The organism is Streptomyces sp. NBC_01549, assembly GCF_026339955.1.
In the GTDB taxonomy this organism is placed as follows: Bacteria; Actinomycetota; Actinomycetes; order Streptomycetales; family Streptomycetaceae; genus Streptomyces.
Genome location: NZ_JAPEPW010000001.1, coordinates 6,688,405 through 6,710,887 on the forward strand (window position 1 = coordinate 6,688,405; position 22,483 = coordinate 6,710,887).

Below are 22,483 nucleotides of genomic sequence, written 5' to 3' on the forward strand. Positions count from 1 at the left end.
CGCGCAGCTTGGTGGTGGGGGCGCGAGTGGTGGACGCTGCGGGGTCTGGAGGGGAGTACGGTGGTCTTACCGAGCGCACCTCGCATGCCGTCATCCGTTTCGGCGTCGCTCTCGGGGAACGGCAAGGCCGGAGCACATGCAGTCCGGCCGGAGATGAGCCGCCCCATGCCTCCAGGCCCGTACCGTCGCGCCGTTTTCCGTATCCCGTTCCGCGCCCCGCGATAGCGGACCTCTTGGTTTCGGAGGCGTTCCGGTGGCCTTCCGAGGCATTCCGGCACCTCGTGCGCCTCAGATCGACGACCTTGCGCGGGCCTCAGATCGATGACTGATGAAATGCATGCGCAACTCATGTATTCACGGGACGCGATTTCCGGCCGCCGCCGAGGCCGCTCCGAACCGACCGCCGAGATGGTCTCCGGACTGACCTGCCTCATCTGCGGCACCGACCAGCGGCAGACGCGGTCGGCGCACGCCGGGACATCGTCGGCGCTTCACACACCAGTGACCACCGAAGTGAAATGACAAGGAAGCGCATGAGTCTGATGAGTTTGGGAGTGCTCGCCTCCTCCCGCAAGGAGAACGAGTTCCGCCTGCCGTTGCACCCCGACCACCTCGGCCGGATCGCCCCGGACGTACGCGAAAGGATCTTCCTCGAACAAGGCTACGGCCGACGGTTCGGTGTCGGCGACGACGCGCTGCGGCCGCTCGTGGCAGGACTGCGCTCCCGAGAGCAGCTCGTCGCCGAGTGCGATGTCCTGCTGCTGCCCAAGCCGATGCACGACGACATCGCCGAGCTGCGCGAGGGCCAAGTGCTGTGGGGATGGCCGCACTGCGTGCAGGACGAGAAGATGACCCAGATCGGCATCGACCGGCGGCTGACGCTCGTCGCTTGGGAGGCCATGAACCACTGGACCTCCAAGGGTGCCTTCAGCGTCCATGTGTTCCACAAGAACAACGAGCTCGCAGGCTACTGCTCGGTACTGCACGCCCTGCAGCTCGGCGGGCTGACCGGTAGCTATGGCCGGCGCCTGCGCGCGGTGGTCATCAGCTTCGGTGCCACCGCGCGCGGAGCTGTCACGGGCCTGGGCGCCATGGGAGTCTCCGACGTCACGGTGCTCACCCAACGCGCCGCGGCGGCCGTGGCCTCGCCGATGCCGTCGGTCGTGATGGGCCACTTCGAGGAGCAGGAGGACGATCCGTCCCGTCTGCGGGCGTTCACCGCGGCCGGTTCCGTGCCACTGGCGGAGTACCTGGCCGGGTTCGACATCATCGTCAACTGCATCCTGCAGGACACCGACGCACCGCTGACGTTCGTCACCGACGAGGAACTCGCCCTGTTCCGGCCGGGCACCTTCTTCATCGACGTCGCCTGCGACGAGGGCATGGGCTTCGCATGGGCTCGGCCGACCACCTTCGGCGATCCCATGCCCACCGTCGGGCCGGGCTGCCACTACTACGCGGTGGATCACAGCCCGTCCCACATGTGGAACTCGGCCACGTGGGAAATCAGCGAGGCGCTCCTTCCCTACCTGCGCAAGGTCATGAGAGGCCCCGCTGCCTGGGAGGCCGACGCCACGGTCAGGAACGCCATCGAGATCCGCGACGGCGTCGTCCGCAACCCGAAGATCCTCTCCTTCCAGCACAGGACCGCCGCGTACCCCCACCCCGTCGAGGTCCCGGCGCCGGCGGCTGCGCCGCGCCCCGCCGCGCAGCCGGCCTGACGGCGCACGTCCGTCGAGGATGGCTCGCGAGGTAGTGAGGATCCGCGGAAGGCCGGAATACGCCCAGGAGTATGCGCGGCCCGCGGTCACGGCGGCATGGGCGGAAAGTGGTACTTGTCGCGCCCGGATGAGCGTGCCGTGGTAAAGTTGACAGTAGTTGCAGTTGTGGTTCCCGTAAACTTCAAGTGCCTTTGATGACTTTATGTCGTCAGGCATTTTTGTATTCCCGGTGCTTTTCCGGACGGGGTTCATTACGGTGACGCGGCGGTTCACATGGTGTGGGCCCCTGGGTACTGCCCCGAAGGAGATTTGACATGGCTACTGGCACCGTTAAGTGGTTCAACGCGGAAAAGGGCTTCGGTTTCATCGAGCAGGACGGCGGCGGTCCGGACGTCTTCGCTCACTACTCGAACATCGCCGCCCAGGGCTTCCGTGAGCTCCACGAAGGCCAGAAGGTGAACTTCGACGTCACCCAGGGCCAGAAGGGCCCGCAGGCGGAGAACATCACTCCCGCGTGACGTCGACCGTATGAGACGGCTGGGACCCACCTTTTATGGTGGGGTCCCAGCTTGTTTTTTTATGGCGCTGATGTGGCCGGATGCATCCGGCCTTAAATTCGGCTCGTTCTTGCAATTCGTTCGGCTCATTCCTGCCGAGAATTCCTCGATACGTGCCATATCGAGGAAGGTTCTCCATGAACCGCTCAGCTCGTACGGGCGACCGTTTTTCCAAGACCCGCAAGGACGGCTTCGCCGGTTCCGGCGGGGGTGCCCGATCCCGCTTGCAGGGCGGCCAGGGGCGCCCCGGCGCCCGTTCAGGTGGCAACGGGCGCGGCCCCTCCGCACCGCAGGGTGAGTTCGCACTGCCGGAGACCATCACCCCGGCCCTCCCCGCGGTGGCGACCTTCGGTGAACTGGACCTCCCCGTCGAGTTGCTGGAGACGCTCACCAGCCTCGGCGTGAACGAGCCGTTCCCGATCCAGGCCGCCACGCTGCCGAACTCCCTCGCGGGACGGGACGTCCTGGGCCGCGGGCGCACCGGATCGGGCAAGACGCTCGCATTCGGCCTCGCGCTCCTCGTGCGTACGGCCGGACGACGGGCCGAAGCCCGCAAGCCGCTGGCCCTGATCCTCGTACCCACGCGCGAGTTGGCCCAGCAGGTCTCCGATGCGCTCACTCCGTACGCCCGGTTGTTGAAGCTGCGGCTGGCCACCGTGGTTGGTGGCATGTCGATCGGCAGGCAGGCCGGTGCGCTGCGCACCGGGGCCGAGGTCGTCGTCGCGACCCCGGGCCGCCTCATGGATCTCGTCGAGCGCAACGACTGCCGTCTCGACCGGGTGAGCATCACCGTCCTGGACGAGGCTGACCAGATGGCGGACATGGGCTTCATGCCCCAGGTCACCGAACTGCTCGACCAGGTACGCCCCGACGGTCAGCGCATGCTGTTCTCGGCCACGCTCGACCGCAACATCGATCTCCTGGTCCGTCGGTATCTCCATGACCCGGTGGTCCACTCGGTCGATCCCTCGGCGGGTGCGGTGACCACGATGGAGCATCACGTACTGCAGGTGCACGGTGCCGACAAGTACGCCACCGCCACCGAGATCGCCGCCCGCGACGGGCGCGTGCTCATGTTCCTGGACACCAAGCACGCCGTCGACCAGTTCACCAGGCACCTGCTGGGCAGTGGGGTGAAGGCCGCGGCGCTGCACAGCGGCAAGTCGCAGCCCCAGCGCACGCGCACGCTCGCACAGTTCAAGACCGGTCACATCACGACCCTGGTGGCGACCAATGTCGCGGCCCGCGGCATCCATGTCGACGATCTCGACCTCGTCGTCAACGTCGACCCGCCCAGTGACCACAAGGACTACCTGCACCGAGGCGGCCGTACCGCCCGTGCCGGTGAGTCCGGCAGTGTCGTCACGCTCGTTCTGCCCGGCCAGCGCCGCGACGTGATCCGTCTGATGTCCGACGCGGGCATCAGGCCCCATGTCACCCAGGTCCGCTCCGGCGAGGCGGAGTTGAGCCGTATCACCGGCGCGCAGGCTCCCTCCGGTGTTCCCATCGGCGGCAGCCGGCCGGTCACGGAGCGCCCCGAGCGCGGTGGTGCCCCCTTCCGTGGCCTGGGCACCCGCCCGGGCCGTGCAGGTGGCGAGTCCCGCCGGGCCGCCGAGGCACGCCAGACAGCCGAGGCCCGCAAGGCCGCTCGGGTTCGTCGGGGGGCGTAGCCCGAGCGCGGGATGCATGCCGCCGACGCTGATGCTCGAGAACGGCGAGGCCGCCGGCTGGGGCCGGGTCGGGTCACATGGACCGGCCTCGCCGAGGTTCACTCGTAAGCGGGACGCACTGGTGAGCCAGTGACGTACGTGGAACGCTTCGAACGCATCTCCGACGGGATGGGTGGCCCAAGGGCACGGCTGAGGCAGCTGACGGCGCGGTCAGCGGTTCGAGACGGCGGTGACCCGCCCCCCACGTGGTCACGCCCGTGCTCACCGGTCACCACACCTGGACATGAGGCTCTCCTGTGCGGCACATGTGTCGCGTATGCCGGCACGACAGGAGCATCCCGTTCCACTCGTGCGTACTATCTCTAAACTGCTGCAGGCCGTGGCAGTTGTGTCCCGCGAGTGATTGGTCCGTGTCATGTCTGAAGTCAACTCCCACGCCACAGAACTGACGTCACAGTACGTCGCTCAGGTGACGGGTGACCTTGAGCGCAATGCCAAGGAGCAGGAGCGTGTCGGTGCGGAGATCGAAGCACTGCAGGAGCAGTTGCGTGCCCTGCAGCACGATCACACCGTGCTGGTGAACATGCAGGAGGCGCTCGGCGGTCCGAACCCCGTCGTCGAGGCGGATGTCGCGGGTGCGCCGTCGGTGCCTCACCAGGCATCTGCCGAACGCAAGCCGAGCAAGGGGAAGAAGGCGGCCGCCACCGACGCGAAGAAGACGGCGTCCAAGAAGCCCGCAGCCAAGCCCGCGGTCAAGGCCGCAGTCAAGGCCGCGGCCGTGAAGGCACCCACGGCAGCGACCAAGCCGACCCTCGTCGAGCTGATCCGCGGCCACCTGGAGCAGCAGAGCGAGCCGCGTTCCGCCGCCGAGATCACTACCGCGCTCACGCAGGCCCACCCCGACCGCAGCGTGAAGACCACGGTCGTGCGCACCACCCTCGAAGGGCTGGTCGCCAAGAGCCATGCCCACCGCACCAAGCAGGGATCGTCGGTCTTCTACACCACCGTGGCCGCCTCGGAGCCCGCTCCCGCCGAGCCGCAGCCGGAGGCAGTGGCCGACTGAACTCCGCACAATCCGGTAGAGGCAGGTGTTCGCCGACCGGATCGGTGACTCCTACCCAGCCGATCCCACTTCCGCCGGATGCGGGCGGAAGGACGAGGAACTCCGACCCTCCCTTCCCGCCCTCGACCCTCGACCCTCGACGTACCGCTCGGTCCCGTAGCAGGTGCCCGCGGACAGTCCGGTACGCACGCACGCCCGCTCTCGCCCCGTCCCCGTGCTCGGACATGGGCCCCTCCATCAGCACTGCGCACAACACGTCGCAACGGCGGCCGGGGGCTCCACAGGGCGGCCTTTGTCGGTCTATACGATGAGGCGTCCTGTGGGGGGTTGGGGGAGAGAGCCTTGGGCTGGGCGGTCGACGAGCGTCGCGGTGATGCCGGGGACGGTCATGCGTACGGCGAGGGGTCCGGGGACGACCGGTCGGCGGCCGACACGAGTGACGATGCGGGCGTGCGGCCGCGCGGCGCGCTTCGCCGGCTCGCGTTGTTCGTCGTGCGCACGCTGTACGGCGAGTGGCACGGCATCGTCGTGGATCCTGTACGGCAACTCGTGCGCCGTGGGCTGTCCGGACTCCTGTTGGCGTTCGTGGCCGTCTTCGGGGTCATCTTCTTCCACGCGCTCGCCCAACATCCCACCGGTGCGGTGGCCGTGCGGCTGGTCGGCGGAGTGAAGGCCTGCCTGCCGCTGCCCCTGGTCCTGCTGCGTACGCCGGTGTCGTTGTACGTCCCCGCCCTGGACCTGCCCGTGTGGGCGGGCATCACCCAGCTGTTCTTCGCGTTCGCTCTCGCGGAACTCGCCCTCGGCCGGGCGCGGACACTGGTCATCGCGTACGCCACCACCCTGGCCGGCACCCTTATGGTCCGCGTGATGATCGCGCTCGGCCCGGGCTGGTGGGGGCTGGGCCTGCCGCCCGAGATCGGGCAGGTGCTCGACACCGGACCGTCGGCCGCTGTGGTGGGACTGTTCACCTACCTCTCGGTCATCCGGCGCGCCCCCATCGTGTTCGTGCTCACCGGCGGCTCGATGGTGTGGGAGTCGATCGTCAAACCCAATCTGGCAGGCCGTGAGCACCTGATCGCCGTGGGCTCGGCGATCGTCCTGGCGATGCTGCACGGGCGCTGCCGAAGACTGTGGCATTCCCTCGGGGCCCTGCTCTTCGCGGTGTGGTCACGCAGTGGCCTGGAGGGGCTGTTCCCGCCAAGTGGTGAGGGGCGTACGCGGGGTCCGAGGTCTCAATCGCGCTGACGGTCCCGGACCGGGAACGGCCGCCCGCGTGCTCGGTGGAACAGCGTGTTCAGAGCGTGCGGTTGAGGAGGTCGAGCAGGGCTGCCCAGTGGCGTTCGGTGGCCTTGGCGTCGTAGACGGCGGTGTCGGCCATGGTGTAGCCGTGGTGCGCACCGGTGTAGACCTCGGTGTGGTGGCGGACACCAGCCGCGGTGAACGCCTTGTCGAGGCGCTCGATCTGCTCGGGAGGCAGGGAGGCGTCCTGGTCGGCATGGCCGAAGTACAGCTCCGCGGTGACCCGGTCGGCCAGCAGGTGCGGGCTGTCGGGGGCATCGGTCGCCAGCCGGGCACCGTGGAAGCCGGCCGCGGCCGCGACCCGCTCGGGGTAGGTACCGGCGGTGCGCAGGGCCAGGCCGGCGCCCATGCAGTAGCCGGTGATGCCGACCGGTCCGTCGGTGGCCTGCGGGCAGGCGGCCAGCCAGGACAGATAGGCGCCGGCGTCGCGCATGGCCAGGTTGGGGGTCAACTTCCGGATGATCGGCATGAGTTGCTCGAACAGCGCCGGACGTCGGTCCGCGTCGATGACGTCGGGCAGTTCCACCACCGGTGCCGGCCCATGGCGGTAGAGGACGTTGGGGACCAACACGGTGTAGCCGGCCCCGGCGAGCCGGTCGGCCATCTCCTTCAGCTGAGGCCGCAGTCCGAAGGCATCCATGTAGAACAGCACCGCGGGGTGGGCGGAGTTGTCGTCGGGGTGCGCCAGATAGGCGTCGGCCGAGCCGTCCTGGGTGGGGATGTTCACGGAGGTTCCCCGCACTTCACGTACGCCGGTCATGGGTGTCCTCTTTCTTGTCTCGACTGTCTCTCGGGTGTCCCTCGGTGTTTCGGGGTGCCCCGCGTATCTCCGGCGGCCACCTGATCACGGGGGTCCCGTCGTGCAGTCTGGCACCCACGCTGCGATCGTTTCGGCAGGGCCCGTCTGTGGGGGATGGCGCGGCGGCCGGCGCGGGAGGTGGACGAGCCTGGTACCGGCAGTCCCAGGACGGCAGGGACACTGGCTGTGCGCGTCGTCCGCTCGCAGGGTGGAGTCATGACGACAACACTGATCACCGGAGCGAACAAGGGTCTCGGTTACGAGACCGCCCGCCGACTCGTCGCCGCGGGCCACACCGTCTACGTCGGCAGCCGGGACGCCGAACGCGGGCTCCGGGCCGCCGAACGGCTGGGCGCCCGGACCGTCCAACTCGATGTCACCGACGACGACTCGGTGCGGGCCGCCGTGAAGGCCATCGAGGCCGAGGGCGGGCTGGATGTACTGATCAACAACGCGGGCATCGAGGCGAGGGGCGACGGCAACACCGTGATCGGCGCCGCGGACGTGACCGCCGACATGATGCGTGAGACGTTCGAGACGAACGTCTTCGGCATGGTGCGCGTCACCCACGCGTTCCTCCCGCTGTTGCGGCGCTCGGCCGCCCCGGTGGTGGTCAACGTCAGCAGTGGGCTGGCCTCGCTGGCCCGGGTGAGCGAAGCGGGCACCCCGACGTACGCCTACCCGGGCGTCGCCTACCCGGCGTCGAAGACCACCGTCAACATGCTCACGGTGCAGTACGCGAAGGCGTTCCCGAACATGAGGATCAACGCGGTGGAGCCCGGCTTCACCAAGACCGACCTGAACGGGAACACCGGCATCCAGACCGTCGAGCAGGGCGCCGAGATCATCGTACGGACGGCGCAGATCGGCCCCGACGGTCCCACCGGGGTCTTCTTCGACGCCGAAGGCACCCTTCCCTGGTAGTCCGAGTACGTCACCACGTACGCGTCGCGCATCCTCCGACCAGATCCCCAGCCCGCCCCCAGAAAAACCAGATCCCCAGCCCCCAGAAAACAGGAGCATCGACATGACCGTGCGGTCACTTCCCGGCGGAACGTTCACCATGGCCAAGGACCTGACAGTGACCCGCGTGGGCTACGGCGCCATGCAGCTCGCAGGGCCGCATGTGTTCGGGCCGCCCGCCGACCGGGACGCCGCCCTGGCCGTCCTGCGCGAGGCCGTCGAGCGGGGGATCACGCACATCGACACCTCCGACTTCTACGGCCCGTACGTCACCAACCAGCTCATCAGGGAAGCGCTGCACCCCTACCCGGCAGACCTGCACATCGTGACCAAGGTCGGAGCCCTGCGGGACGCCGAGGGAGGCTGGCCCAAGGCGCTGTCGCGCGACGAACTGCGCCAGGCCGTGCACAGCAACCTCGAGAACCTCGGCCTGGACACACTCGACGTCGTCAACCTGCGGGTCGGAGGGCTCGACGCCCCCGAGCCGGGTTCGCTCGCCGAACCGTTCACCGTGCTCGCGGAGCTGCAGCAGGAGGGTCTGATCAGGCATCTCGGTGTCAGCACCGTCTCCGCCGAGCAGATCGAGGAAGCCCGGTCCATCGCGCCCGTGGTGTGTGTGCAGAACTTCTACAACCTCGCGAACCGCGCCGACGACGCCCTGATCGACTCCCTGGCCGAACAGGGCATCGCCTATGTGCCCTACTTCCCCGTCGGCGGCTTCTCCCCGCTGCAGTCGGACACCCTGCACGCGGTCGCGGGCCGACTGGAGACCACTCCGGTCGCCGTCGCCCTGGCCTGGCTGCTGCAGCGTTCCCCGAACATCCTGCTCATCCCCGGCACCTCCTCGGTGGCACACCTGCGCGACAACCTCGCCGCTGCCGCCCTGGTCCTTCCCGAGAAGGAGCTGGCCGAGCTGAACGGGATCGCGGTGTGAGCACCACCGCGCCGGCTCGCTCGCGGCGTACGGTACGAACTTGTTTTACACGAACGCGTTCGTTATCGTTTTGTGTCATGACCTCAGAGAAGCCCGCTCCGATCAGCCGGCGCGAACGACCGGCGAAGCCCGCCCTGACCAGGCAGGGAATCATCGACGCCGCGCTGACGATCCTTCGTGACGAGGGCCTGGGCAAGGTGACGATGCGTCGCATCGCCACGGCCCTCGACACCGGGCCCGCGTCGCTCTACGTCTACGTCCGCAACACCGGGGACCTGCACGCCCAGATCCTCGACTCCCTGCTGGCGCCGGTCAAGGTGCCCGCACCGGAGGCCGGGACATGGCGGGACCGGCTGAAGGCGCTGCTGGCCGGCTATGGCGAGGTGCTCTTCCGCCACCCGGAGATCGCCCGGATGGCGATGTCCACGCAGCCGAGCGGCCCGAACTACCTGGCGTTGGCCGACGCGATCCTCGGCCTCCTCGACGAGGGCGGGGTGTCGGGCCGGGAAGCGGCCTGGGCCCTGGACTTGCTGCTGCTGTATCCCACCGCCGTGGCCGTCGAACACAGCTCCCCGAAGCCCGTCACACAGGAGGTCGACGAGTTCTCCGCCCTGGCCGCGAAGATCGCCGCGGCGGACCCGGCGCGCTACCCCCACGTCGCCCGGCTCGGCGACACACTCATGTCGGGAGACGGCCCGACCCGCACCGACTGGGCTCTGGACGTCATCCTGGACGGAGTCCTCGCCGCGGCCTCGCGTGCGTCCACCGAGTAGCGCGGCTGGTGAGAGTGGGGTGTGTGTTTCCCTTGTGTCGCAAGTCGCGCCCGCATGTGTGCCTAGGGTTGATCCGTAAGCGCGGGAAAGCGGCGAGGGCCGTGACCAGGACCTCGCATCATGTCTCCGGCGGTACGGACAACGCGACTTCAGTGCCTCGCACCTGAGAGCGGTTGTCGTGGCGGCAGGCCCCTTGGCGTCGGAGCCCGCGGGGAACCGTCCGTGGTCTGTGCCGCGGGTGCGGCAACGGCAAGGGGTGTTGATGGAAGGCGCGGATCTTCCAGTGGGGAACCGGTGCGCGCCGGCCCGCGGCGTCGCCCGGGGTGTGCGACAGGAGCGCAGGGGCATACGACCGCATATCGTCGTCCTGGCGGCATGGACGTTGCTCTGGTTCCTGTTCGTGCGGAGACACGGGGGGATCTCCTGGCACTACCTGCGAACCGGAGGTGAGCTGCTCTTCGGTGCCGCGCCCGGTGGCGGCCTGGCCATCTACGCCAACCATCCGGAGCTGCAGATCGGCCCCGTGAGCTTCCTGGCGGCCGCGCTGTTCGCCCCCCTGCCACCCCACCTGGCGGAGATGCTGGCGGAGGCGGTGATGTCCGCGCTCGGCCTCTACATGCTGGTTCTCGTCGGCCGCAGCGCCGCCGACCACAACCGCGGCACGGGACTCAACCATCGCCGGCTTCAGCAGCGGGTGCTGGTGGCAGGGGTGGCCTTCATTCCGATGTGGGTCGAAGTCGCCGTCCGTTTCGCCCACTTGGACGACGTGCTCGCGCTGTTCTTCACCACGTTGGCCGTACGTGCCCTGGTGCGCGGCCAGGGACGCACGGTGGGCATCATGCTGGCCCTCGCGGTGGACTCGAAACCCTGGGCGTTGGCGTTCGCGGCTCTGCTGCTCGCCCTGCCCGCCGCGCAACGCCGCAACTCCGCACTCTGGACGGTCGGCCTCGTGGCCGTCGCATGGCTGCCGTTCTACGTCACCCATCTCAACTCGGCGGCCGCCGCCAGATTCACCATCGCCAACCAGCCAGCTTCGGCGCTGCGTTGGCTGGGGGTGCCGGCCCCGGCCACGCCCTGGTGGGACCGCCCGGCCCAACTGCTACTGGGACTTGGGCTCGGCACACTGGCGGTACTCAGAGGCCGCTGGCCCGCGGTCGTGCTGCTCGGCGCCGACGCCCGCATCGCACTAGACCCGAGCGTCTACACGTACTACAGCGCCTCGATCCTGCTCGGCACCCTGCTGTGGGACGCGGTCGGACAGCGTCGTCTGGTGCCGTGGTGGAGCTGGATCGCCCTGCTCTCCCTGTACGGCAGCACCTTGCTGGTGCCCTCCGACCGGATCTGCGGCCTGATCCGGCTGGCGTTCGCCGCGGGGTCGGCGGGCTACGTCCTGCTGGGGCCCGTGCCGCGCCGTCGGCGCACAGTGGTGAAGGCTCCTTCTCAGGCGTCCCCCCAGGTGTGACGTGCACCAGGAATGAGGCGTCGGCTTGCGGACGTCCGTCGGGATGAATGGGTTGATGAATGTCACACAGCTAAAAATCTCGCAATTCAGACATATCTACATCTACCGAGCTCCGGCGTCTCGGCTGTCCCTGTAGCGTCGCCGTCGTTCGGGAATCGGAACGTGCCCATGAGCGGGCTGCCGATGTGACCGCAGACACGGAGCGGGGAACCTTCATGCCGGAAATGCACGCACTGCGCCGCGCGCGGCGTGGACTGGCCGCGACCGCGGCCGTGGGGACAGCGCTCGCGGCGCTGTGTGCCGCCACGCCGGCCCAGGCGAGCACCGCCGACGCCGCGTCCACCGCCACCGTCACCGTCGGCGGCTCCCAGGTGAAGTGCACCTCTCAGCGGCCGGGGCTCGCGGCCCGGCTCTCGAAGGACCTCGCGGGCGCCCTGCACGGGCGGGACCGCGCCGCGGCGCTCGCGTTGTACGACCGCACCTCGGCGACCTCGTGCAGCTTCCGGGCCGACGCCGCCTTCGACTCGGCGAGCGTGGTCAAGGTCACGATATTGGGGGCGCTGCTGCGCCAGACCATGGAGCAGCACCGGGCTCTGACCGCTCGCGAGGTGGAACTGACCACCGCCATGATCACCAAGTCGGACAACGACGCGACGAACACCCTGTGGCACCAGATCGGCCACACCGGCATCCAGCACTTCCTGACCCTGGCCGGAATGCGGGACACCGTTCCCGGGCCCAAGGGGTACTGGGGGCACACCCAGGTCACGGCCGCGGACCAGCTGAAGCTGCTCCGCCTGCTCACCTCGGACAACTCCGTCCTCGACGGGCATGCGCGTACCTACGCCCTGCGGCTCATGAACCGGGTCGTCCCCGAACAGCGCTGGGGAACGCCGGCCGGGGCCCCCGCGACGGCCACCGTTCAGGTCAAGAACGGCTGGCTGCCGCGCGACACCCACGGCTGGCGGGTGCACAGCGTCGGCGTGTTCACCGGCGGCGGTCACGACTACGGAATGGTCGTGCTCTCGCAGGACAACCGCACGATGGACGACGGTGTCGCGACCGTCGAGGGCGCCGCCCGTGCCGTCAACCGGGACCTGAACACCTCAACTGCCGCATAGGTATTCCCCTTTCGCGCCGATCAGTCGGAGGTTAGGGTGCGGGAAACGAGTGTGATTCCGAGGAGTCGAGACATGCCCGGTCGTACGAGCGCGCGTTGACGTCGTAGGCCCTGAGCGGCCCGTCATCGCGTGCTGCCCTTGATGCGCGGCACAGCGAGCCTTCCCGCACCTGAACCGTCGGCGTACGCGTCGTGCGCCGGGTGGCGGGCTCTGTTTTGCGCGACCCAAGGGGTTTCCCATGCCGGACGCTTCCTCCTGTCCGCCCTCGTCGTCCTCCTCGGCCTCCTCGTCCTCGTCATCCTCCGCGTCGGACGCCGGGCCTCCCGTCCCGTCGGCCCTCTGGCGAGACGCCGACTTCCGCCGACTGTGGGTGGGGCAGACGGCCTCCCAACTCGGCGAACACTCGAGCTTGGTGATCCTTCCGCTGATCGCGGTTCTGACACTCGACGCTGGTGCCGGCAGGCTGGGCGTCCTGCGTGCGGTGGGGCAGGCACCGATCCTGCTGCTCTCGCTTCTCGTCGGCGCGTGGGTGGACCGATGGCGGACCCGCACGGTGATGGTGCTGGCGGATCTCGGCCGTGCTCTGGCGCTGGGCGCCGCCGCCCTGGCCGGACTCCTCGGCGGGCTCGGCCTGCCGGCACTCCTCGTGGTCGCCTTCACGGTCGGGGCCCTGTCGGTGTTCTTCGACGTGGCGTACCAGGCCTCTCTCGTACGACTGGTGGAACGCGACCGGTTGACGCGAGCCACCAGCGCGATCGAAGGCAGCCGCTCGGCGGCGCAGATCGTCGGCCCCGCCCTGGGCGGCGCGCTGGTGTCCCTGCTGTCGGCGCCGATCGCCGCCGCGTCCTGCGCCCTGTCCTTCGCGGGGTCGTTCCTTTCGATCCGGCGGATCCGGCGGATCGAATCGATCCCGAAGCGCTCGGAACGTGCCCCTCGGGTCTGGCGCCGGATCCACGAGGGCCTCCGCTTCGTCGTCGGGGACCCCTCGCTGCGGACCGTGGGCCTGGCCTCGGCCGCTTTCCAGTTCTCCTTCGCGGCGACGATGACCGGCTATCTGCTCTTCCTGCCACGGGAGTTGGACCTGTCGGGCGGCGCCGTAGGGCTGACACTCGCCGCTACGGGGCCGGGCGCGCTCCTGGGGTCTCTGCTGGCCGCCCGTCTCCCGAGCCGGTTCGGTCACGGCGCGGTGCTCGTGTCGGCGGCGGCGCTCGGCGACGGCGTGATGCTGTGCGTGCCGGCGCTGCGCGGCCCCTCCGTGGTGACCATCCCCTCGCTAGTCGCGGTCAACTTCGTGTTCGGGACCTTCAGCCAGCTGGTGAACGTCACGGTCACGGCCGTACGGCAGGCCGTCACCCCGGACGGGATGCACGGCCGCGTGTCCGCGACGATCACGTTCGTCGGCATGGGAGCGAGCCCGCTGGGCTCGCTTCTCGGCGGCTTTCTCGCAGGGGAGTGGGGGCTGCGCACCAGCCTCCTGGTGACGGCCGCCGGCATGATGCTGTCCCCCGTGCTGATGGCCCTGTCCCCACTTGCCCGCCTCGGACGCGAGCTTCCTTGACGAGGCTCTCGAGCCGGGCCGCCGCGAGGTGGTGAGGGGCATGGGCCTAGAACGAGGCCAGTCTTCGGAGTATCAAGGCGGAGAGTGGTGTGGGCAGGGTGCGCAGGGCGCGGACCAGGGTTGTCGTGGTCCAGGGGAAGCAGGCCTGTGACGGTTCTCTCTCCAGGGCGCGTACGACGTGTCGTGCCGCACGCTCCTGGCTGACCTCGAAGGGCTTGGGGAGGCCGTCGGTGCCGACGCGGTCGGTTGCCACGAAGCCCGGGTGGATGCTGGTGAACCGGATGCCGCGGGGGGCCAGTTCGACGCGTGCGGTGTCGATGAGGGTGCGTGCGGCGGCCTTGGCGGCCGAGTACGGGCCCTGGCGGGGGATGCCCATCAGTCCGGCCAGCGAGTTGGTGTGGGCGATCAGGCCTCCGTCGCGCTGGCTGTCCATCTGTGCGATCAGCGGGACGAGGTAGTGAACGACGACGTCGTAGTTGAGGGCCGTGATCCGTGCGATGTCGGCCACGGTGACCTGGTCCATGGACATGTCGGGTCCCTGGCCGGCGTTGAGGAGTGCGATGTCGACGGATCCGTACTCCGCGACGCAGGCGCCCACCACTTCGGCGGCCGCCCGCGGGTCCAGTGCGTCCGCGGCGATGTCCAGGCAGGCGCTGCCGGCGGCTCGGATCTCCTCGGCCACGGAGGCGAGTTCAGGGGCGCGCCGTGCCGTGATCACCAACCGGTTGCCGTCCCGGGCGAGTTGGCGAGCCACCTCCGCACCGATGCCCGAAGAGGCACCGACGATCAGGACGGTTCGGCCGGTGATGCGCGTCATGGTGTCACCTTGCTCGCAGGAGGGGCCGTCACAGGAAGTGCCGGCCCTCCCCCCGGTACGTCGGTACGGTGTCGACCACCTCGCCGCCGCCGACCAGGTGGAGTTCGCCGACCCGCTCGCACAGCTCACCGGCCTTGGCGTGCCGCAGCCACACCCGGTCACCGATGCGCAGGACGTGCGCGGGCTTGCCCAGCAGCGGGGTCTGGACCTCCCCGGCCGCCTCGGTGGCGGTGACGCGCAGGCCGGGAGGCCAGGCCAGGGTGGGCAGCCGGTCCTTGCCGGGCGGGCCGGACGCGACCCATCCGCCGCCCAGGAGCGTCGCGATCTTCGAGGAGGGCCGGCGTACGACGGGCAGCACGAAGTACGCCGCGGGGGCGGGCCGGAAGGACCGGTAGAAGTCGAAGAGACCGGGACCGTACAGGCCGGAGCCCGCCGCGAGTTCGGTGACCGCGTCCTCCCGCGTGGTGCTCTCCAGGCTGCCGGTGCCGCCGCCGTTGACGAACCGCAGCGGGGTGACGGCACGTACGGCGGCGACCGCGGCCTCCCGTCGGTGGCTCAGTTCCTCGACGGACGAACGCTGCATCGCGCGCAGGACGGCCCGCTTGAGCAGGGAACCGGGCTGGTTGTCGCCGAGCCCGGCGACCTGGCCCTCGTACCCCATGATCCCGGTCAGTTCGAAGCCCGGCCGGGCCGCGACCTCACGGGCGAACGCGGCCGCCTCCCGCGGGGTGTGCACGGGGGACCTGCGCGGCCCGAGATGGAGCCGGCCGCCCGCCAGTCGCAGGGCGGCGTCCAGCTCCAGGCAGACGCGGACGCGGGTGTGCCGGGGGCCGGTCGCGGCGTCCACGAGGTCGAGGTGCTCGACGGAGTCCACCATCAGGGTGATCCGGGAGGCGAGCCGTTCGTCGGCGGCCAGCCGGCGCAGCGCGGTGGCGTCGGTGGTGGGGTAGCCGACGACGACGTCCTCGAACTCCTCGGCCAGCCACAGTGCTTCGGGCAGCGTGAAACCGAGGATGCCCTGGAACCCCGGGCGGGCGAGAGCCCGGCGGATCAGGGCGCGCGACCGCAGCGACTTGCTCGCGAGCCGGATCGGTTTGCCGCCCGCGCGGCGTTCGAGGTCGAGGGCGTTGGCGTCGAAGGCGTCCAGATCGATGACGCCGAAGGGCGGCTCCAGGCCGGCGGTCGCCGCGCGCAACCGGTCGAACCGCTCCTGATCCGCGGGGGCGGACCGGGCCGGGGTGGTGGCGGTGTCGGCGGTCATCGGCTGTCTCCTCGCTCGCGCACCACGGCCGTGGCCGGGGCGATGCTCGTACTGCGGCGTTTCGCCATGGCCGCCACCTTGGGGATCGCGAAGCGCATCAGCCGGGGGAACACCCCGGCGACCCGCTGTACGCGCCCGCCGATGGCGGGGTGGACGACTTCGACCGGCTTCTTCACGATCGCGTCGACGATCACCGAGGCGACCTTCTCGGGGGTGAGCGGTTTCTCGGCGAAGGTGATCACCGCGCTGGGGTCGGCCATCTCCTGCTCCAGCATCGGCGTGCGGGTGCCGGGCGGGTGGATGATGCTGAACGTCACCGGTCCGCCCCGCTCCTCGATCGCCACGCTGTGGTGGAAGGCGCGCAGCCCGTGTTTGGTCGCGCCGTAGGTGGTGTAGCCGGACAGCGGCAGGAACGAGCTCATGCTGCAGACGGTGATGATGTGCCCGTGCCCCTGGGCGCGCATCCGGGGGAGCGCGGCCAGCGTCCCGGTCATCGGGCCGAGCAGGTTGACCTCGACCATGTGGCGGTGCTGTTCCAGGGACAACTGGCGTGCGTATCCCGTGTGGATGATCCCGGCGTTGTTGACGAGAACCTCGACAGGGCCGAGCCGGGCCGCGACGGCGTCGAAGGCCTCCTCCCAGGCGTCCCCGTCCCGGATGTCGAGGGGGATCGCGCAGGCGGCGTGGCCGAGTCCGTCGGCGAGGCGGGTGGCCCCGGCCAGGTCGATGTCGGCGAGGGCGACCCGGTGGCCGCGTCGCACCGCCTCACGCGCGGTGGCGGCGCCGATGCCACTGGCCGCGCCGGTCACCAGGACCACGCTCATCGCGGCCTCCCGTCGCACGCGCGGCCGCTGCCGTTGTCGTACGAGGTGTCGTGGACGCCGTCGCCCGTTCGATGTCCGTGCATGTGAACTCCCAGGAGGCGGGCCGGGGATGACCCCGTGGATGGAGTGCGCGCGTCCGCGAGCAGCGGGGCGAGAGGTCTGTCGGGGAGGAGGGTTCGCGCGTCCGGCGTCACGACGGCAGGACGTACGCCTCCAGCCGCGCCCCGCCCAGCTGTGCCGCACGCTCCGGGTCGTCGGTGGGGACGGTGGCGGCGTACAGGGTGTCGCCGCGTGGGCCCGCGACCAGGCAGCTGAGCGTGCGTTGACTGGTGGCGACGCGGTCCAGGATCGTCCCGCCGGGGCCGACCCGGACGCACTCGCCGCGCAGCGCGTTGGCGACCCAGGCCGTGCCGTCCTTGCCCGGCGCGATGCCGTCCGGGGCGATGGGGGTGTCGGAGCGGTCGGCGATCGCCTGGTGGTCCAGCAGGGACGAGACCCGTCGGGTGATCCGGCCGAGCGGCCCGGGGCGGTTGAGTGACTTCCACAGCCAGGCCGGGATCAGCGGAGCCCAGGGGCGCGGCGGACCCAGCCGTCCGTCCGGCAGCACGGGCAGTGCGGTGAGCCGCATCGCCAGAGTCTCGGCGACCAGCAGGGTCCGTCCCTCGTCGATGAGGAAGCAGCCGTTCGGGAACACCAACGGCTCGCTCAGGCCGAGCAGTTCACCCTCCGGTGACAGGCAGGCGAGCGGGGCCCTGGGTGGTCCCGGCGGCGCGTAGAGCATGGCGTTGGGCCGCTGTCGGACGAAGCCGTGGTAGTCGAAGCCGAAATTGCCCACATAGGCCCGGCCCTGCCCGTCGACGAGCATGTCGTTGACCGGGCCGCCGGCGATGTCCCCGAGGTCTGTGTGCACGACCAGGGAGCCGTCCGGCTCCTGACGGTGGACGCGGCGTCCGTCCATCGAGACGACCAGCATCCGCCCGTCGGGCAGCCAGCCCAGACCGCCGGCCCGGCCGGGGACCTCCAGTACGGTCTCGGGCTTGCCGATGGTGTCCCAGCGGTGCACCGTCCCGTGGGCGAAGTCGCAGAACCACAGCGCGTCGTCGTGCCAGCGCAGGGACTCCAGCGTGCCGAATCCGTCCAGAACGACAGTGGCTCTCGGTCGCAAGTCCGCCTCCTGAGGGGGCTGGGGCCCGTCGTCGGATTCCGCTACGGTGGCCCACCGCACAGAAGTAAGTCAAGAGTCTTGGACGCTTGACTTACTTCTCGGCCGATCCGCGCTCCGAGTCGATGCCCGGCCCGTGGGTTTGGCTATCCTGGCGGGCGAACCCGCAGGTGAAGAGGGGAGATCGTGTGTCCCGTATGGCGGCGAGCGACCGGAGGGCCGAGCTCCTCGAGGCCGCGATCCGGGTCATGGCGCGTGACGGCGTGGCCAAGGCCACCACCCGTGCGATCGTCAACGAGGCCGGCATGACCCTCGGGGCCTTCCACTACTGCTTCGACTCCAGGGCGCAGCTCCTCGAACGTGTCACCGAGACCCTCACCGAGCGGTACGTGGCCGAGGTCCGGGGACTGTTCGCGCCGCACAAGGACATCCGCGAGAGCGTGCTCGACAGCCTGCACGCGTTCTGGAAGGGGTTCGAGGCCAACCCCGGCGAGCATCAGATCAGTTACGAGCTCACCCAGTACGCGCTGCGCAATCCCGGCTTCGAGAACATCGCCAGGAGGCAGTACGAGATCTTCCTCGCCGCCTTCGCCTCCCTGCTCGAACTGGCCGCCGACAACGCCGGGATCGAGTGGACGCAACCCGTGCCGATCCTCGCGCGGTACGTGCACTCGGTGATCGACGGCCTCAACATGACCTGGCTCGTCGACCGCAACAGCGACCACAGCCAGGCGGTCCTGCACCTGCTCGCCGACCACCTTCTCCAGTACGCCCGACCGCGAACCGCCTGACCGACGCACCGCGACGGGGTGCGTCGGAGGCCGCCCCGTCTCCGGTACTCCGGAGGCGGGGTTTCCCGCATATGTGACAGATCTCTTCTCCAGCGACCTACCGGCCGGTATACAGGCGATGTTGAGCCCGCAATGAACGCCGCGTCAGTGTCGACGGAGGAGAGATGATGAACCATCACGTGGTCCGGGGCGATGCCGCCGGAAGACGGCGACACGCCTCCGCGCTGGGAGCCGCACTGGGTTGCGGTGTCCTTCTCCTCGGCGTCGCCTCCGCGTCTCCCGCCGTCGCGAGCGGACAGCACTTTCACCGGGAAGCGAAGTACGTGGCGCTCGGAGACTCGTACACCTCCGGCCCCGTGATCCCCCGTCAGGTGGACGCCAACTGCGCCCGCTCCGACCAGAACTACCCCTCGCTCGTCGCGAAGCGGCGGCCGGCCAGAACCCTCACCGACGTGAGCTGTTCCGGCGCGACGACCGACAACATGTGGAAGGCGCAGGGAACCAACGGACCCCAACTGGACGCCGTCGAGCGCTCCACGGATCTCGTGACCGTGCAGATAGGCGGCAACGACATCGGCTTCGGCTCCATCATCGGCACCTGTGCCGCGCTGAGTTCCAAGGATCCGGCGGGCAACCCATGCCAGCAGTACTACAACTCCTCGGGCTTCGACCGGCTGACGCTGAACATCATCGAGACGGCTCCCAAGATCGCGCGGGTGCTGCGCGCCGTGCACGACAGGGCCCCGCACGCCCGGGTGCTCGTGGTCGGCTACCCGGACCTCCTGCCGGACGACGGCAGTGGGTGCTATCCGTCGGTCCCGTTCGCCGCGAAGGACTTCGCATACCTGCGTGACGTCGGGAAGCGGCTCAACCTGATGATGCGCACGGTGGCCCGGTTCAGCCGTGCCGAATACGTCGACACGTACAAACCCACCGTCGGACATGACATGTGCAAGGCGCCCGCCGACCGGTGGATCGAGCCGCTGCAGCCCGCCTCACCCGCCGCCCCCGCGCACCCCAACGCCAAGGGCGAGGCGGCCATGGCCGAGGCGGTGCTCCGGCGGCTGTAGCTCCCGGGGTGCGCGATCTCCACGCACACGCACTCGACGGACCGGACATGTTTGCAAGGTCTGTCCAGGGTCACACGGGTCAGTGAGCACCTGACGTCGAGCGCCGAGAGGTGAGTTCCATGGCTCGCGACCAGAAAGCCAAGGCGAAGGCCGAGCAGGCCAAGGGCAAGATCAAGGAAACCACGGGCCGTGCCGTGGGCAACGAGCGGATGAAGGTCGAGGGGCGAGCGGAGAAGGCCAAGGGCGACGCGCGCCAGGCGAAGGAGAAGACCAAGGACATCTTCCGAGGCTGACGTCCGGCCGCTCGTGGGCGGACGGTGTACACAGAGCAGGGGGCCCGTCGCATGGAGCGACGGGCCCCCTGCGCGGCTCTTCGGGCACCTGAGCCGAACGGTGGGGGGTCGTAGGCTTTCCCCGCCGAAGATCGTAGGCTTTCCCCTCCGGAGACTGTGTGGGGGAGCCATCTATGACCACGGCCAGGGACCTCTTGATCACCGCCATGGACGTGGACCCGGAACGCCCCGTGGGGCAGGGAGACCTGTCCCTCGCGCTCGCCGGGGCCGAGGTGATCGACCTCCTCGCCGCTGACGCCGTCCTTCTGGACGGCGACCGCCTCGTGCCGACCCCGGAGCGGACGACGGACGACCGGCTCCTGGCCGAGGCGGCGTCCTCGCTCGTACGACAGGTGCCCTACGAGCCGGTCGAGGACTGGCTGTGGCGCAGGGGGCGCGGCCTGGCCGCGGTCCATCTGGCCGCCCTCGAGGCGGACGGCCAGCTGACCCGGCAACGTCGGCGCCGGCTGTCTTTCGGAGCCGACAGGGTGGTCGTGGTCGATTCGCCCGCCCGGCGCCGGGCCCTGCACCGCTGGGCGGCCGACGAGCCCGTTCTCGTCTCCCTCGCGGCGGCCGTCGGGATTCCGGCCGAGCAGGGCGCGGACGTACCGGTCGTGACCGACGACGCGGTGACGACCGTGCTGGCCGCCGTCAATGACGCGGTCATGGAACTGGAAGCGGTACGCCAGCGCCGGACCATCGAGAACGCGGCGTTCGCCAACCTCTGGCGAGGCGCGTGACGCGAGCGGGGACGCCACGACACGCCGGTTTCGCCGGGTGGGCTCGGGACGGCGCCGGTTCCGATGGCGATCACCTGGACGACAGTGGCCATCGGACGGCGATCACTCGCCCTTGCCGGGCTCGTTCTCCGGCGTGCCAGTGCCAGTGCCAGTGCCAGTGCCAGTGCCAGTGCCAGTGCCAGTGCCAGTGCCAGTGCCAGTGCCAGTGCCAGTGCCTGCGCCAGTGCCTGCGCCAGTGCCTGCGCCGGTGTTGGTGTCGGCGCCGGTTTCCCGGTCCCGGGCGTCGTCGCGGGCCGCGCGCCGCCCCCGTACGGTGCCCGCGACCCGCTGGAAGGTCCGCGTCAGCTGGTGCAGCGGGTTCCCGTCCTGGCCGGCGGGCGTGTCGTGCGCGCCGGACGCCGTGGCCCGGAGCTCTCGGAGCTCGGCCAGCGCCGTATGCGCGAGTTCGGTCGCCTCACGGTACTGGTCGCGTGACTTCGTCATGGCGTCGAGAGCCTCGGCGTAGACGGCCACCAGCGCCCGCGCCTCCTCCAGCGTCAGCAGCTTCCAGTCCTGCCGGAGGCCGGTGAGGGCGTCCTCCGCCGCTTCCGGCAGCGGCCAGGGCAGTGCCGCGTACCGTATGACCTTGTCCAGGAGCTCCGTCGGCTCCGAGCCGTCGAGGAACACGCTGCGTACGGTGTGGTCCTGCTCGTCGTACCCGAGCCGGGCGGGGGAGCCGGGCAGGATCACGGCGCCACCGCGTGGCACCCGTACGCCCAGGTCGTACAGCGCCCAGTTGACCGCCTGGAACTGCTCGGGCGCGGCGCGGTGTTCCACGACGCGGTGACGCAGACCGGGCGGGAGCAGCCGGGCCAGCGGGAGGCGCCCGCTGTCGCCGGTGGTCATCGCCTCGTGGATGACGACGTTGATGCTCCAGCTGTGCTGCCCGGCCTCCTTGAGCAGGCGGCGCAGTGCCTTGTCCTCCTGCGGCAGCGGGTTGATGTCCCGCAGGCGCAGCCCGGCCACGATGTCGTGGTCCCAGGGGACCTCGCTCCTCTCGGGCCAGAACATGGTCGCGGGTGAGGGCCACGCGGGGTCCCAGGGCCGTTCGGCCTCGGCCACCAGCGTCCAGCGGCTTCCCCCGTCGGCGTGTTCACGTCCGTCGCTGCCGCGCCCCTGTGTCGTGAGACGCGCGCGAACCGTGACGGCGTCGCCGACCAGCCAGCGCGCCTCGAAGACATACCCCCCGGGGTCCGAGGAGTTCTCGGCCTCCAGGAAGTCGTGGATCGTCTCGTCGGCCTTCAGCCTCCGCAGGTTCTCCCTGAGGATCTCCTGCGGGGCGGGCCCGACATGGCGTCCGCCTGCCAGCCAGACGGTTTCCGGAGCGGTGGCGCGGGCGGTGGAGGGCTTGGGCATGAGTCACTTTGCTGTGGGAGGCGGCGTGCCCTCCCAGTATGGTCAGCGCGGGTGGCGGGCCGGGAGGCGAGGCCCGCACGGATCACGGACATCCCCTCTTGTGGCTCTATGGCCGGTTTGATGTCTTATACGCTTTTTGAGGCATTGATCGGCGGTGTGTTTGAGTCCGGC

The 22,483-nt window shown here is 69.8% G+C and carries 21 protein-coding genes; 15 read left to right on the top strand and 6 right to left on the bottom strand.

Going from position 1 to position 22,483, the window contains the following annotated elements:
• Nucleotides 1–533 precede the first annotated feature (533 nt).
• From OG819_RS29930 to OG819_RS29950, 5 genes are all read left to right on the top strand, one after another.
• Nucleotides 534–1,721 carry a N(5)-(carboxyethyl)ornithine synthase gene (locus OG819_RS29930; RefSeq protein ID WP_266622455.1) on the top strand — a complete coding sequence of 396 codons (1,188 nt, stop codon included), beginning with the start codon at nucleotides 534–536 and terminating at the stop codon, nucleotides 1,719–1,721.
• A gap of 314 nt (nucleotides 1,722–2,035) precedes the next feature.
• Nucleotides 2,036–2,239 carry a cold-shock protein gene (locus OG819_RS29935; protein ID WP_266417336.1) on the top strand — a complete coding sequence of 68 codons (204 nt, stop codon included), beginning with the start codon at nucleotides 2,036–2,038 and terminating at the stop codon, nucleotides 2,237–2,239.
• 176 nt (nucleotides 2,240–2,415) lie between these two features.
• Nucleotides 2,416–3,948, top strand: coding sequence for a DEAD/DEAH box helicase (locus OG819_RS29940; RefSeq protein WP_266622453.1), 1,533 nt, complete (start codon nucleotides 2,416–2,418; stop codon nucleotides 3,946–3,948).
• Between the two features lie 415 nt (nucleotides 3,949–4,363).
• Nucleotides 4,364–5,011 (top strand): hypothetical protein, encoded by a 648-nt coding sequence (locus tag OG819_RS29945; RefSeq protein ID WP_266651653.1) that lies wholly within the window; start codon nucleotides 4,364–4,366, stop codon nucleotides 5,009–5,011.
• Between the two features lie 483 nt (nucleotides 5,012–5,494).
• The gene (locus OG819_RS29950; protein ID WP_266652879.1) at nucleotides 5,495–6,256 is read left to right on the top strand and encodes a hypothetical protein; all 762 of its coding nucleotides are present in this window, start codon (nucleotides 5,495–5,497) and stop codon (nucleotides 6,254–6,256) included.
• Nucleotides 6,257–6,305: 49 nt separating this feature from the next.
• On the opposite strand, the gene OG819_RS29955 is transcribed toward OG819_RS29950, so the two are convergent.
• Nucleotides 6,306–7,070: a dienelactone hydrolase family protein gene (locus OG819_RS29955; protein ID WP_266651655.1), complete on the bottom strand. Its 765-nt coding sequence runs from the start codon at nucleotides 7,068–7,070 to the stop codon at nucleotides 6,306–6,308.
• A 255-nt stretch (nucleotides 7,071–7,325) separates the two neighbouring features.
• Between OG819_RS29955 and OG819_RS29960 the strand changes: the two genes are divergently transcribed.
• From OG819_RS29960 to OG819_RS29985, 6 genes are all read left to right on the top strand, one after another.
• Nucleotides 7,326–8,033: an SDR family NAD(P)-dependent oxidoreductase gene (locus OG819_RS29960; RefSeq protein WP_266651657.1), complete on the top strand. Its 708-nt coding sequence runs from the start codon at nucleotides 7,326–7,328 to the stop codon at nucleotides 8,031–8,033.
• 103 nt (nucleotides 8,034–8,136) lie between these two features.
• A complete protein-coding gene (locus OG819_RS29965; protein ID WP_266622447.1) occupies nucleotides 8,137–9,006 on the top strand; it encodes an aldo/keto reductase family oxidoreductase in 870 nt (289 codons plus the stop codon).
• 77 nt (nucleotides 9,007–9,083) lie between these two features.
• Nucleotides 9,084–9,779 carry a TetR/AcrR family transcriptional regulator gene (locus OG819_RS29970; protein WP_266651659.1) on the top strand — a complete coding sequence of 232 codons (696 nt, stop codon included), beginning with the start codon at nucleotides 9,084–9,086 and terminating at the stop codon, nucleotides 9,777–9,779.
• Between the two features lie 325 nt (nucleotides 9,780–10,104).
• The gene (locus OG819_RS29975) at nucleotides 10,105–11,241 is read left to right on the top strand and encodes a hypothetical protein (RefSeq protein WP_323139387.1); all 1,137 of its coding nucleotides are present in this window, start codon (nucleotides 10,105–10,107) and stop codon (nucleotides 11,239–11,241) included.
• Nucleotides 11,242–11,465: 224 nt separating this feature from the next.
• Nucleotides 11,466–12,362 carry a serine hydrolase gene (locus OG819_RS29980; RefSeq protein WP_266634115.1) on the top strand — a complete coding sequence of 299 codons (897 nt, stop codon included), beginning with the start codon at nucleotides 11,466–11,468 and terminating at the stop codon, nucleotides 12,360–12,362.
• Between the two features lie 238 nt (nucleotides 12,363–12,600).
• Nucleotides 12,601–13,920 (top strand): MFS transporter, encoded by a 1,320-nt coding sequence (locus OG819_RS29985; RefSeq protein ID WP_266651663.1) that lies wholly within the window; start codon nucleotides 12,601–12,603, stop codon nucleotides 13,918–13,920.
• Between the two features lie 46 nt (nucleotides 13,921–13,966).
• Here the strand turns inward: OG819_RS29985 and OG819_RS29990 are convergent, their stop codons facing one another.
• The 4 genes from OG819_RS29990 to OG819_RS30005 form a co-directional block, all read right to left on the bottom strand.
• Nucleotides 13,967–14,737, bottom strand: a complete 771-nt coding sequence (locus OG819_RS29990; protein ID WP_266651665.1) for an SDR family NAD(P)-dependent oxidoreductase — start codon at nucleotides 14,735–14,737, stop codon at nucleotides 13,967–13,969.
• Nucleotides 14,738–14,765: 28 nt separating this feature from the next.
• A complete protein-coding gene (locus tag OG819_RS29995) occupies nucleotides 14,766–15,998 on the bottom strand; it encodes an amino acid deaminase/aldolase (RefSeq protein WP_266651667.1) in 1,233 nt (410 codons plus the stop codon).
• Nucleotides 15,995–16,822, bottom strand: coding sequence for an SDR family oxidoreductase (locus OG819_RS30000; protein WP_266580440.1), 828 nt, complete (start codon nucleotides 16,820–16,822; stop codon nucleotides 15,995–15,997). The genes OG819_RS29995 and OG819_RS30000 overlap by 4 nt, the downstream gene beginning before the upstream one ends.
• A gap of 190 nt (nucleotides 16,823–17,012) precedes the next feature.
• Nucleotides 17,013–17,987 (bottom strand): SMP-30/gluconolactonase/LRE family protein, encoded by a 975-nt coding sequence (locus OG819_RS30005; RefSeq protein ID WP_266651669.1) that lies wholly within the window; start codon nucleotides 17,985–17,987, stop codon nucleotides 17,013–17,015.
• A gap of 194 nt (nucleotides 17,988–18,181) precedes the next feature.
• Between OG819_RS30005 and OG819_RS30010 the strand changes: the two genes are divergently transcribed.
• The 4 genes from OG819_RS30010 (at nucleotide 18,182) to OG819_RS30025 (ending at nucleotide 20,917) form a co-directional block, all read left to right on the top strand.
• Nucleotides 18,182–18,775, top strand: coding sequence for a TetR/AcrR family transcriptional regulator (locus tag OG819_RS30010; RefSeq protein ID WP_266634113.1), 594 nt, complete (start codon nucleotides 18,182–18,184; stop codon nucleotides 18,773–18,775).
• Between the two features lie 167 nt (nucleotides 18,776–18,942).
• Nucleotides 18,943–19,845, top strand: a complete 903-nt coding sequence (locus OG819_RS30015) for an SGNH/GDSL hydrolase family protein (protein ID WP_266651671.1) — start codon at nucleotides 18,943–18,945, stop codon at nucleotides 19,843–19,845.
• A 119-nt stretch (nucleotides 19,846–19,964) separates the two neighbouring features.
• Entirely contained in the window at nucleotides 19,965–20,138 is a 174-nt protein-coding gene (locus OG819_RS30020; RefSeq protein ID WP_266580434.1) for a CsbD family protein, read from the top strand.
• A 173-nt stretch (nucleotides 20,139–20,311) separates the two neighbouring features.
• A complete protein-coding gene (locus tag OG819_RS30025; protein WP_266651673.1) occupies nucleotides 20,312–20,917 on the top strand; it encodes a GPP34 family phosphoprotein in 606 nt (201 codons plus the stop codon).
• Between the two features lie 102 nt (nucleotides 20,918–21,019).
• Here OG819_RS30025 and OG819_RS30030 read toward each other — a convergent pair whose 3' ends face one another.
• A complete protein-coding gene (locus OG819_RS30030) occupies nucleotides 21,020–22,312 on the bottom strand; it encodes a hypothetical protein (RefSeq protein WP_266651675.1) in 1,293 nt (430 codons plus the stop codon).
• Between the last annotated feature and the right edge of the window lie 171 nt (nucleotides 22,313–22,483).